The following is a 12,126-nucleotide window of genomic DNA, read 5'->3' on the forward strand; positions in this document are numbered from 1 at the left end:
CGAGTCAGTGCGGCCGGTCGACGAAGATGTCGTACTCGAGGTCGCCGGTCCCGCCGTAGGGCGAGAGGTCGGTGACTCCGGCGTCGCGGAGCACCTCGACGTCGAGGAACGTGTTGCCCGAGCACTCGCCGGCCCGCCGCTCGAGGATCGCCATGGCGGCATCCGCCACGATCTGTGGTGAGCGCGACCGATCCACGGCGGCGTCGCCACCGAGGATGTTGCGCACGGCGTCGGTGGCGATGTAGGTCTCCGGCCACAGGCAGTTGGCGGCTACGCCGTGCTCCGCGAGCTCCGCCGCCCACCCGAGGGTCAGCAGCGTCATCCCGTACTTGGCCATCGTGTACGCCGGGTGGGCGCCGAGCCAGGCGGGGGAGAGGTTGAGCGGCGGGCTGAGCGAGAGGATGTGCGGGTCGGTGCCCTTGCGCAGGTACGGCAGTGCCTTGCTGGTCAGCAGATAGGTGCCGCGCAGCTGGATGCCCGTCATCAGGTCGAACCGCTTCATGGTCAGGGTGTCGGTGCCGTCGACGGCGAGTGCGGAGGCGTTGTTGACCACGATGTCGATGCCGCCGAACCGCTCGACGGTCTTGGCGACGGCCGCTTCGACCGATCCCTCATCGCGTACGTCGCCCACGACCGCGAGCGCGCCGCCTCCGGCGGCCTCGATCTCCGCGGCGGCGGTGTGGATGGTGCCCGACAGGCGGGGATCGGGGGTGTCGGTCTTGGCCAGCAGGGCCACATCGGCGCCGCGCCGTGCGGCTGCGACGGCGATCGCCAGACCGATGCCACGGCTGCCGCCCGACATGAGCAGGGTGCGTCCGGCGAGGCTCATCCGGTGATCTCCTTGCCGAAGATGGTGCGGGCGACGACCCACTTGAGGATCTCGTTGGTGCCCTCGTAGATCTCGCCGATCTTGCTGTCGCGGTAGATCGCCTCGACCGGTCCCGGTGTCGCGTCAGCGCTGAGCTCGCGGGCGAAGCCGAGGCCCCCGAAGGCCTGGATGGCGTCGCGGGCCATGTCGACCGCGAGGCGGCTGCCGTAGAACTTGGCCATCGAGGCCTCCGGCTCGGGGAAGATCTCGCCGGCGTCTCGGCGCAGCGCTGCCTTGAGGTAGAGGGTGCGGGCGTTCTCGATCTCGGTGGCGCGCTCGGCCATCAGGAACTGCCAGTGCTGGTTGGCGCCCAGCTTGCGGCCGAACGCCTCCCGCGACTTGAGGTGCCCGACGGCGTGGTCGAAGGCCGCCTGTGCCATCCCGACACCGGCCGCGGCGATGCCGATGCGGCCGAGGGTCAGGGTGGCGAGGGCGTGGCGAAGGCCCTGTCCGGGCGCGCCGCCGAGGAGGTCGTCGTCGGTCAGCTCGACGTCCTCGAACCAGACGTCGGCGGTGAGCTGGCCACGGTTGCCCATCTTCTGGTCCGGCTCGCCCACCCGTACGCCGGGCAGCGAGGTGTCGACGATGAACATCGAGAGTCGGTCCTCGGTGCGGGCGAGGGTGACGATGAACCCGGCGACGGGGGAGTTGGAGATCCAGCGCTTGCGACCGTTGAGCACCCAGGTGTCGCCGTGCCGGACCGCGACGGTCTGCACCGCCTGCGGGCTCAGGTCGGAGGAGGCGGCGGGCTCGGTGGTCGCGAAGGCGCCGACGAGGCTGCCGTCGGCGACCGGTCGCAGCCACCGCTGCTGCTGATCCGGCGTGCCGTGGGTGAGCACGTTGCCCGCGAGGATGCAGTGGACGTCGAAGACGGCCGCGATGCTGCTGGAGTGGTAGGCGAGCTCCTCGATCGCCACCGCCGTCGCGGTGACGGGGTGCTCCAGCCCCTCGCCGCCGACCTCGGCGGAGAAGGGCACCCGGAAGAGGTCGGCGGCGGCGAGGCCGTCGAAGACCTCGCGGGGGAAGCCGTCGACGCGCTCGTCGCCGTTGGCGATCTGACGTGCGGCCGGCGCCACCACGTCAGCGGCGATCTTCCGCACGCGGTCGCGGACCTCGAGGGTCTCGGAGGGGGAGAGCAGGTCGCGGTAGAGCCGGTCCGCCTGGCGGACGGGGTTCTGGGTGGTGGGCATCATCGTCTTTCGGTGTGGTTCGTCGGAGATGGCTGGAGGTCGTCTAGAGGCTCGCCAGCACCTTGTGCGCGGCCTGCTCGCCGGAGGCGGCGGCGTCGGCCAGCGAGGGCATGTCGAGGGCGTAGTCGCCGGCGAGATGGACCGGCCCGAGGTTCTGCTTGAGGGTCTCGAGCGACGCCCGGCCGCCGGGTCCCCAGAACGGCACGACCCGCGGATGCCGACGGAGGATGCCCGCGTCGACCTTGCCCTCGAGCTCGGGGTAGACCGCGAGGAGGTCCGCGGTGAACCGCGCGACGATCTCCTCGTCGGTGAGCTCGAAGAGCTTGTCGGCCTCGGCTCCGCCCGCGAAGCACGCCAGCGCGCCGCCGGGCTTGCGGACGTCCCCGCGGCGTACGGCGGCGGCGTGGTTGAAGATCGCCTGGAACGAGCGACCCGGGGTCGAGACGGCGAGGAAGTCGTCCCAGCGCTGTGGCTCGCCGTCCTCGTGGGTGAAGAAGCCCACCACCACGTAGCGGCCGTAGTGGATCGACTCGAAGGCTCTCCGGTACGCCGCCGGCAGCCCGGGCATGATCTTGACCGCGACGTCCGCGGGCACCGCCACGACCGCCCGGCGCGCCCGCAGGCGGGCGGGCCCGTCCGCGTCCTGGTAGTCGACGACCACACCGTCACCGGTCCACTCCACGGTGTTCACCGGTGAGCTGAGCCGGATCCTGTCGCCGAGGTCCTCGGCGAGGATGTCGGTCAGCGTCTGGTTGCCGCCCTCCGGCAGTGTCAGGTTCGGCACCTTCTCCGGGTCGGTGAGCAGGATGCCCATGGAGAAGACGAACTGCCGGGCGGCGGTCTCCTCGGGCTCGCAGCCCATCCACTGACCCGACCAGGACCGCACCATCTCGCGGGTGAGGTCGGAGGAGACGCCCCGCAGGACGAAGTCCGCGCGCCGGCGGTCGAGCCTGGCGCGGACGCGGTTGGCCCAGCGGTTGTGCTCGCTCATCTCGAGGAACGGCACGTTCGCCAGGATGCGCGTACCGACCATGGCGAGACCGCAGCGGTCGGGCCAGGTCATCTTCGACCGGAACATCAGGGCGAAGGGGTTGGAGGTGTCGACCTGCTTGCCGCCCAGGTGCAGGGCGACCGACTTGCCCTCCAGGGTCCCGAGCGGGACCCGGTGCCGGTGGAGGGCTTCGATCAGCGGACCTGTGCCCTCGGTGAACTGGGTGCCGACGTTGATCCAGTAGTCGCCCTTGCGGACGGTGTCGACGCGGCCGCCCGCACGGTCGGACGCCTCGAGGACGACGACGTCATGGTCGGCGAGCGTGGTCGCGGCCATCAGGCCGGCGATGCCGGCGCCGATCACGACGACCTCATGGGTCTCCTCGCGGAGCTCAGGTGATGCGGACATGTCGTCAGCTCGCTTTCGTAGCGGTGTGTTCGGCGCGGTCGAGCGCCGCCGCGACCGAGGCGACGAGTCGCTCGGTTGCCTTCCGGCAGGTCGGGCTGACCGCGGTGTAGGAGATGTAGCCGTGCACCAGACCGGCCTCGCGCGTGACCTCGACCGGTACGCCGGCCTCGAGCAGCGCGGTCGCATATGCCGTTCCGTCGTCGTGGAGCGGGTCGAACCCGGCCAGGTTGACGATCGCTGGCGGAAGCCCGGCCAGGCTGGCGGCCCGGTACGGCGAGACCCGCGGGTCCGCAGGGTCGGTCCCCTCCGGCAGGTAGTTCTGGACGAACCAGGCGACCTGCTTGGCAGACAGGGCGGGCGATCCGGCGAACTCGTCCTGCGAGGGTCGGTGCTCCACCAGGTCTGTCACCGGCTGGATGAGCACCTGGGCCATGGGCTGCACCGTCTCGCCGCGCACCTGCTGGCACAGGACGGCGGCGATGTTGCCACCGGCGCTCTCACCGGCGACGACGATGCGGTGCGGGTCCACGCCCCAGGCCGCAGCGTGCTCGACGACGTGGCGCCAGGCCACGACCGCGTCGTCCTGCGCGGCCGGGAACGGGGCGTCCGGCGCCAGGCGGTACTCGACCGACACGACGTCGGCCCCGGTGCCGTGCGCCAGCATGCGCGCCGGCGCGGTGTAGCTCGCGCGGCTGCCGATCACGAAGCCACCACCGTGGAAGAAGAGGATCAGCCCTCGCGACGGGGTGCCGTTGCTGTAGCGGGTGAGCTGGACCTCGTCCGAGACCGCGATCTCCTCCTCGACGGCGCAGGGCTCGATACGGGACGCGAAGAGCATCAGGTCGCGCTCCGTCGTGGCCCGGGCCTCGGCGGGAGGAAGGTCGCTGTAGTCCGGCCCGGACTCGCCGAGCTTCATCAACAGGGCGACGTCGGGCGCCATGCTGTCGCCCGACGTGTTGATCGCCGGTCGCGCCAGCATCCGCTGCAGGCTCGCGGGCAGACGGCTCAGGAAGACGAGGAAGGCTCTCTGGAAGCGCTGGCTCGACGTGAAGTGTTCTGCGCTCATGAGGCCACCTCGACGCTGGTCAGATACGGGGCCGAGGCCTTCTCGGAGAAGTGGATGTCCTCGTGGAGCAGGTTCCCCTTGAAGAGTCGGTTGTCCTTGACGAAGGTCGTGTGCATCTGCCACGGGAGGCCGGTGCCCTGACGCGGGAGCTCGGCCCGGGCCCGCTGCATGTAACCGGCCGAGAGGTCGAACAGGCCCTGTGTGGGCATGCCCTCCGGCGCGACGGGCAGGGCGATGTCGTAGCCCTTCTCGTCCATCTCGCGGATCACCTCGATGGCGAGGCGGGCGACGTTGCGGATGCGCAGGGTCCAGGTCGCCTTCGTGAAGCCGAGCATCATCGCCCAGTTGGGCACGCCGGAGATCAGGGACCCGCGGTAGAGCACCCGCTCCGCCATCGTGACCGGGGCGCCGTCCACGGTCGGCTGGATGCCGCCCAGCATCTGCATGACCAGTCCGGTCGCCGTGACGATGATGTCGGCCTCGAGCTTCTTGCCCGACACCAGCTCGATGCCCTCGGGGACGAACCGCTCGATCTGGTCGGTCACGACATCGGCGCTCCCGTCGCGGATCGCCTTGAAGAAGTCGCCGTCGGGACAAGCGCACAGGCGCTGCTCCCACGGGTTATAAGGCGGCGCGAAGTGGGTGTCGACGTCGAATCCCTTCGGCAGCTCCTTGGCGGTCATGCTGCGCAGGAGCTTGCGTCCGAATCGCGGGTACCTGACGAGCACCGTCACGAGGAGGTGGTCGCGCCAGATGTTCTTGAAGCGGGTGAGGGCGTAGCCGACCTTGTTGCCGAAGACCTTCAAGAGCCACTGGGCGATCTTGTCCACCTTGGGCATCGAGGCGACGTAGCTCGGGGTGCGCTGCAGCATGGTGACGTGGGCGGCTGCGCCATCACCGGTCAGCATCGCGGGCAGCATCGTCACGGCGGTCGCGCCGCTGCCGATGATCACCACGCGCTTGCCGCTGTAGTCGTAGTCCTCGGGCCAGTGCTGCGGGTGGAGGATGTCGCCCCGGAAGTCATCGCGGCCCTCGAACCGCGGCTCGAAGCCCTCGTCGTGGTTGTAGTAGCCCGTGCCGCTGAAGACGAACTTGGTCCGCACGACCTTCCCGGACTCATTGCCCGCGTCGTCGGTCACGGTCACGTGCAGGGTCCACTCCGCGTCCTCGCTGGACCAGTCGGCGGCCGTCACCTTGTGACCGAGGCGAAGGATCTTGTCGAGGCCGAACTCGTCGACCGTCTCCTCCATGTACTCACGGATCAGGTCGCCCCCGGCGATCGCCTCCTTGTGCAGCCACGGCTTGAAGTCGTAGCCGTAGGTGTGCACCGAGTCGTCCGAGCGGATGCCCGGATACCGGAAGAGGTCCCAGGTGCCGCCGACCGAGGCGCGGGCCTCGAGCAGGAGGAAGTCCTTGTCGGGAAAGGCCTCGGTCAGGTGCTTGGCCACGCCGATGCCGGAGAGGCCGGCGCCGATGACGACGATGTCGGCGTACTCCGTCGCGATGGTCTGGTTCATTGCTGCACTTCCTTCTCAGTGATGGGTCTGCTGATGGGCGGCACGACGGCGGCGGCCGAGTCGGTCGACGGCGAGGAACGCCACGAACACCACGGCGACGGCCACGACCGCGACGTACGACATCGCGTCGAGCGGCGGGGCGGGCGGATTGACGAGCCCGTTGAGGTACATCCAGGCCATGGCCGCCGCGCCCAGGGCCGCGCCGACGACGGCGATCGGACCGAGCCGTCCCTCGCGGCTGAGCAGCCGAAGCGCGCCCGCGCTGATGAGCAGGTAGGGGACGACCCAGAAGTAGACGATGAGCGTCGCGACCGAGTTGTAGACGCCGACGATGTTGTCGGGGTTGAGGGCGACCATGACCAGGATCGCCCCCAGCCCGAGGACGCAGATCGTGACGACGGCGGCCGCGGGGCTGCGGTGGCGTGAGTGGATCCGGCCGGCGCGCGCGGGAAGGAGGCCGTCGGCTGCGAGGGTCGCGACGAAGCGCGAGCCGTAGTTGACGAACCCGATGAGGGCCGCGAACGTCGCGACCGCGAGCACCAGGTCGGTCGCGCTGGCCACCGTGCTGCCGAGCCCGCCCTCGACGGCCAGGGCGGCAGCGGGAGAGGTGCCGGCCGCCAGTGCGTCGCTCGCGGCGACGAGGGCGGGCACCTGAAGCAGGGTTGCCACCACGTACAGCGCACCCAGGCCGACCGGCACGCACATCACGGCGAGCGGCACGGAGCGTCGGGCATCGCGGGTCTCGGCGGCGAGCGCCGTGCTGCTCTCGAAGCCGACGAGAAACACGGCGCCGGCGGCGACCCCTTGGAAGATGCCGCTCGGGGTGGCTCCCTCGAGGGACAGTTGGGCACCGAGGTCGAGGCCCGCGCGCGCGGCCGCGGCCATGGTGATGACCAGCATCAGCGGCACGGAGACGACGGCCAGCGTGACCGCGGTGCGGACCGAGGTGTCCAGACCCCGGTAGGCGATGGTGCCGGCGATCAGCACGGCGGCGCTGTAGATCAGCATCTGTACGCCGATGTCGAAGCTCGCCTCGAAGCCGAGGGAGAGCAGGAAGCTGCCGGAGAAGAGGCCGACCAGGAACGCGATCGCGCCGATCTGCGCGACGTAGCCGAGGAAGAGAGTCGCACCCACCAGGATGCGTGCCCAAGCGCCGAAGACGTGCGGGATGTAGGAGTAGAGCGATCCGGTGACGACGTAGCGCCGGGCGAAGGTGATGACCGAGAGGCCGACGAGACTCGTCGCGACAGCGGCGATCAGCGCCCCGAGCCAGCTGCCGTTGCCGGCGGTGACCAACACCAGAGCCGGGACCGAGGCCAGCCCGACGGGCGGGACGTACGAAGCCAGCGCCAGCCCGACGAGCTGGTTGCGGCTGAGGTGGCCCCGGTCGAGGCCGGCGACCGGAGGAGCGTCCACCGGTGCGACCGGCCCGCCGGGGGTTGGGCTGCTGGTCGTCATGGCTGTCCCTTCTGGCGAAAGCAAAGTTAGTCATTTGATTGGGTCGGATGACTAAGTGTGTGCCAGGTCTCATGCCGCGTCAAGAGGTGTCCGGGAGATGTCTCGGTGGTTTCGCGGATCTGGACGGGGCGGTTGACAAGCCGTGATCTGGGTCGCACTATCGTTGGTCAAACGATTCAGTCAAATGACTAAGAACGATCAGAACCCCACCCCGGAGGGCCGAAGAATGACTGAGAGCACGACGATCGAGGCGCCGCCCGCGGGCCTCAGGGCGGCTGGCATCGCCGTCGAGGACGATCCGATCCCGATCGTCCGCCTCCTCGCGCGGACCCTGCGCGACGCCTCAGTCCACGCCCCGGAGGAGGCGGAAGGCCTTGTGGGCACCGTGGTGGTTCGCTCCCACGCCACCCCGCAGGCGGCGACGCTGGCCTTCGCGCCGGACGTCGTGAGCGTCACCGCCGGCGCCCTCGCCGAGCCCGATGCGACGGTCGTCGTCGACCTCGACGCCCGCTTCGCGCCCAGGCAGGAGATGACCGGCGACGTCGAGCTGGCGGCCCGCGTGCTGCGAGCGCTGCGCCCGCCACTGCCCGGCTGGCGCGAGGCTGCCGCCCGGTTCTGGGAGGTCACCCGAGACATCCCGGGCATCCCCGACGTTCTCGTGGTGGAAGCCGACGCACCCGAGGGCACCGAGCACGGTCGCTTCGGCGCAGGTCCGACCAGCTATCGGATCGCAGGCCCCGCCGACATCCTGGCCGGCGTCTTCAGCGGCGCCGACGACTTCCTCGCCTCCCTGGCCGCCGGCGTGCAGGTTCAGGGCACCTTGTCCCAGCTGTCCGTCATGACGGCAGCCTCCTGGAGGGTCCGATTCGATGTCTGAGCTCGCCCAAGCCCGCAAGGCCGTACGCCTCGAGGCCACCAACCACGAGGGCAGCCTCCTGGGCAAGAACGTCTCGCCGCAGAAGTTCGAGGCCGGCAAGAAGACCGGCTTCGCCTTCGCCGACATCCTGTTCGCCATCGACCTCAACAACGAGATCGTCCTCGGCGACGCCTTTCCGGACTGGCGGGGCAACATCTACGACATCCAGATGGTCCCGGACATGTCGACCCTCGTGGAGTGGAAGCCCGGCCTGGACTCGGTGATCGGGGACTACTGGCTCAAGGACGGCACGCCCGTACCGATCTGTCCGCGCAACCTCGTGCGGAAGCTGGTGACCCGGCTGGCAGGCCACGGGTACGCAGCCACCGTCGCCGTCGAGATCGAGGCGACCCTTTTCGAGGAGTCGGTCCAGGAGGCGCGTGCGCGCGGCTACCGCGACCTCACGCCGCTCGGCGGCAGCACCGGGGCGACGTACCACCTCGCCCGGTCGAGCGACTGGGTCGCCTACATGGAGGCTGTCGTGGAGCGGCTCGACCACGTCGGTATCGGATGGGAGGCATGGACCGACGAGGCGGCGCCCGGCCAGACCGAGCTCAACCTCGCGCCGACCGACCCGGTCCGGCTCGCCGACAGCTGGGCCCGCACCCGGCAGGTGATGCGCGAGGTGGCCCACGAGCTGGGTCACACCGTCTCGTTCATGGCCAAGCCCACCGCGGGCTTCGGCCAGGGCGCGCACATCAACATCTCGCTCCAGAGCGACGGCGTGAACCAGTTCTTCGCCGAGGACGGCCCATCGCCGCTGATGCGGCACGCGGTCGGCGGGTTGCTCGCCACCATGGAGGGCAACACCTCGATCGCGTTCCCCCAGATCACCTCCTACCGCCGGCTCGTCGATCTCACCGGGCCGCCGACCACGGTCAGCTGGGGAGTCAACAACAAGACCGCGGCGGTGCGTGCGATCACCTGCCACCCCAGGTACTCCCGGCTCGAGTACCGGCTGCCGGGCGCCGACGTGAACCCCTACCTCGCCCTGGCCGGCGTGCTGGCGGGCGTGCTCGCCGGCATCGAGCGACGCATCGATCCGCCGGAGGAGGTCACGGACATGGCCTGGTGTCTGCCCGAGAGCTGTGGCGTACGCCGGATCCCCGACACCATGTCGAAAGCCGGGGCCGCGCTCGACGCCGATCCGCTGCTGCGGGAGTACCTCGGCGACGAGTTCGTGGACTTCTGGGTCGCTTCGCGCCGATGGGAGTGGATGGAGTTCCACACCAAGGGTGGCGATCCGTTCGTCGAGCTCTCCGCGTGGGAGTCCCAGCGATACTTCGAGTTCCCGTGAGCGCGCGCGACAAGGCCGAAGCGATGCGGCCGTTGGTCGGCATCACCGGACGCCGTTTCCAGCTGTCGGTGCTGACCGGAGCCGACCCACGCTACGGCGACCGCTGCATCGACGCCTCCATGTCCGACTTCGCGACCCGGATCGCCGAGGCCGGCGGACTCCCAGTGCACCTGTCGTACGACACCGACGCCGAGGCGGTCTGCGCCTGGCTCTCCGGCGTCGTGATCACCGGAGGCCAGGACGTCCACCCTGCCTGCTGGGGCGGTGACACTTCGGTGGTGCGCGACATCGACCCGCGGACGAACCCGATGGTGCACGACACCGAGCGGGATGCGTACGAGATCGCGCTCGTCCGCGCGTCGATCGAGCGGGGGATCCCGGTGCTCGGTGTGTGCCGGGGGATGCAGGTGCTCAACGTCGCCCTCGGCGGCACCCTCGTGCCCCATCTTGCAGACGGCCCGGTGAGCCACCTCTCGGACGAGATCGCGCCCACCGACGGGACCGTCGACCACGTCGTCACCTTCGAGCAGGGCTCGGTCGCTGCCGACCTGTTCAGCACCGACGCGCTCACCAACTCCTGGCACCACCAAGCCGTCGCCAGATGCGGTGCGGGGTTGGTCGTGACCGGACGTACCTCTGACGGGGTCGTCGAGGCGATCGAGCTGCCCGGGCAACCGGTCCTGGGCGTGCAATGGCACCCGGAATGGATGAAGAGCAACGACCCGGCGCTGATGTGGATCGTCGAGCAGGCGATGCAGCGGCTCACGAGCCAGGTACCTGTCGGGCAAGAGCAGAGGAGCCCCCGGTGAGCACGCGTGTCACGGCCGGACCCGCCGTCCCGGCCGAACGGATGATGGACGATCCCGACGTCTCGACGCTGAGCCAGCTCCTGGCGCAGCGCGCACAGGACTCGGGAGATCGGGAGTTCCTTCGTTTCGGCGAGTGGTCGTGGACCTACGCCGAGATCGATGCCTGGACCTCCAGGCTGGCCCACCGGCTCATCGAGGTCGACGGCATCCGCCCGGGCGACCGGGTCGCGATCATGCTCCCGAACGTCGTGCACTGGCCGGTGACCTGGCTGGCGGTGCTGAAGGCCGGGGCGGTCGCGGTCCCGATCAACTGTGGGTACCAGCGTGCCGACCTCGCCTTCGTCCTGACGGACTCGGGGGCCCGGGTCGTCTTCACCGATGCCGAGCGCGCCGGCCTGGTCGCCGAGGTGCTGGCGGACGAGCCCGGCCTGACCGGCGTCCGTATCGTCGAGGTCCCCGACGACGGGTCGGAGCCGTTCCCGGTCACGGCCCCGGGTGTCCCGGTCGTGGGGGAGACCCTCGCGAACCTGCAGTACACCTCGGGCACGACCGGCTTTCCGAAGGCATGCATGCTCAGCCACGACTACTGGGCCCGGCTGGGGTGGATCTGCGCTGCCGCCACCGGTCTCGGGGCCGAGGACGTACTCCTCACCTCGCAACCGTTCTCCTACATGGACCCGCAGTGGAACACGGCGCTCGCCCTGACGCTCGGCGCTCCTCTCGTGGTGCTGCCGCGCTTCTCCGCGTCGACCTTCATGAGTGACGTACGCCGCCACCAGGCGACCTTCTTCTACGTCCTCGGCTCGATGCCGACCCTGCTGTTCAAGCAGCCGCCGACGGCCGAGGACCGGGAGAACGACCTCCGCATGGTGCTCTGCTCGGGGATCCCGGTCGCGCTCCATGCCCAGCTCGAGGAACGGTGGGGTGCGCCGTGGCGTGAGGTCTACGGGATGACCGAGTCGGGGATCGACCTGTTCAGCCCGTTCGCAGACACCGCCGCTGTCGGCAGCGGGAGCCTGGGCCTACCGGTGCCGTCCAAGCAGGTACGCGTCGAGGATCCCGCCACTCCGGGGGAGGAGGTCCCGCCCGGTGAGCCGGGTGAGCTCGTCATCTCGGGAGTGCCGATGATGAACGGCTACTGGAATCGCCCCGACGCCACGGCCGACGTGCTGCGTGAGGGGTGGCTGCACACGGGCGACCTCGTCGTCCGCCGTCCCGACGGCGGCATCCAGCTGGTCGGCCGGATCAAGGACATGGTGCGGCGCGGCGGCGAGAACATCGCCTGTGCCGAGGTCGAGGCGGTTCTCGAACGAGACGATCGGATCGTCGCTGCGGCCGTCGTCGCCGTACCCGACGAGCTCATGGGTGAGGAGGTCAAGGCCTTCGTCCAGCTCAGGGAGGGCGTGCCGGACGACAGGGCCACCGCCCAGGACCTCCTCGAAAGCGCCGGTGCTCAACTCGCGCGGTTCAAGGTGCCCCGCTACGTCGAGTTCGTCGCCGACTTCCCGCGCACCCCCTCTGAGCGGGTCTCCAAGCCCGCGCTCAAGGCCCGGGCCGCTGCCGAGCCCGGCACCACCTACGACTTCGCCCGACCGAGGAGCTGACC

General features: G+C 70.0%; 10 protein-coding genes. 4 read left to right on the forward strand and 6 right to left on the reverse strand.

Going from position 1 to position 12,126, the window contains the following annotated elements:
- Positions 1 to 4: 4 nt before the first annotated feature.
- From OG984_RS01485 to OG984_RS01510, 6 genes are read right to left on the reverse strand one after another with little or no spacing between them, the layout of a single operon-like run.
- A complete protein-coding gene (locus OG984_RS01485) occupies positions 5 to 829 on the reverse strand; it encodes an SDR family oxidoreductase (RefSeq protein ID WP_328529910.1) in 825 nt (274 codons plus the stop codon).
- Positions 826 to 2,061, reverse strand: a complete 1,236-nt coding sequence (locus tag OG984_RS01490) for an acyl-CoA dehydrogenase family protein (protein WP_328529911.1) — start codon at positions 2,059 to 2,061, stop codon at positions 826 to 828. The genes OG984_RS01485 and OG984_RS01490 overlap by 4 nt, the downstream gene beginning before the upstream one ends.
- Before the next feature lie 40 nt (positions 2,062 to 2,101).
- On the reverse strand, positions 2,102 to 3,457 hold the full coding sequence (locus OG984_RS01495) for a flavin monoamine oxidase family protein (protein ID WP_328529912.1): 1,356 nt from the start codon (positions 3,455 to 3,457) through the stop codon (positions 2,102 to 2,104).
- Between the two features lie 4 nt (positions 3,458 to 3,461).
- Positions 3,462 to 4,523 (reverse strand): alpha/beta hydrolase, encoded by a 1,062-nt coding sequence (locus OG984_RS01500; RefSeq protein ID WP_328529913.1) that lies wholly within the window; start codon positions 4,521 to 4,523, stop codon positions 3,462 to 3,464.
- Entirely contained in the window at positions 4,520 to 6,040 is a 1,521-nt protein-coding gene (locus OG984_RS01505) for a flavin-containing monooxygenase (protein WP_328529914.1), read from the reverse strand. Before OG984_RS01505 ends, OG984_RS01500 begins: the two co-directional genes overlap by 4 nt.
- Positions 6,041 to 6,055: 15 nt before the next feature.
- Entirely contained in the window at positions 6,056 to 7,498 is a 1,443-nt protein-coding gene (locus OG984_RS01510) for an APC family permease (RefSeq protein ID WP_328529915.1), read from the reverse strand.
- 226 nt (positions 7,499 to 7,724) lie between these two features.
- Between OG984_RS01510 and OG984_RS01515 the strand changes: the two genes are divergently transcribed.
- The 4 genes from OG984_RS01515 to OG984_RS01530 are packed head-to-tail and all read left to right on the forward strand — an operon-like array spanning position 7,725 to position 12,124.
- On the forward strand, positions 7,725 to 8,375 hold the full coding sequence (locus OG984_RS01515) for a hypothetical protein (protein WP_328529916.1): 651 nt from the start codon (positions 7,725 to 7,727) through the stop codon (positions 8,373 to 8,375).
- Positions 8,368 to 9,711, forward strand: coding sequence for a glutamine synthetase family protein (locus OG984_RS01520; protein WP_328529917.1), 1,344 nt, complete (start codon positions 8,368 to 8,370; stop codon positions 9,709 to 9,711). Before OG984_RS01515 ends, OG984_RS01520 begins: the two co-directional genes overlap by 8 nt.
- Positions 9,708 to 10,520, forward strand: a complete 813-nt coding sequence (locus tag OG984_RS01525; protein ID WP_328529918.1) for a gamma-glutamyl-gamma-aminobutyrate hydrolase family protein — start codon at positions 9,708 to 9,710, stop codon at positions 10,518 to 10,520. The genes OG984_RS01520 and OG984_RS01525 overlap by 4 nt, the downstream gene beginning before the upstream one ends.
- On the forward strand, positions 10,517 to 12,124 hold the full coding sequence (locus OG984_RS01530; protein WP_328529919.1) for a class I adenylate-forming enzyme family protein: 1,608 nt from the start codon (positions 10,517 to 10,519) through the stop codon (positions 12,122 to 12,124). The genes OG984_RS01525 and OG984_RS01530 overlap by 4 nt, the downstream gene beginning before the upstream one ends.
- Positions 12,125 to 12,126: the final 2 nt, after the last annotated feature.

The sequence above is a fragment of the Nocardioides sp. NBC_00368 genome (genome assembly GCF_036090055.1).
Classification (GTDB): Bacteria; Actinomycetota; Actinomycetes; order Propionibacteriales; family Nocardioidaceae; genus Nocardioides.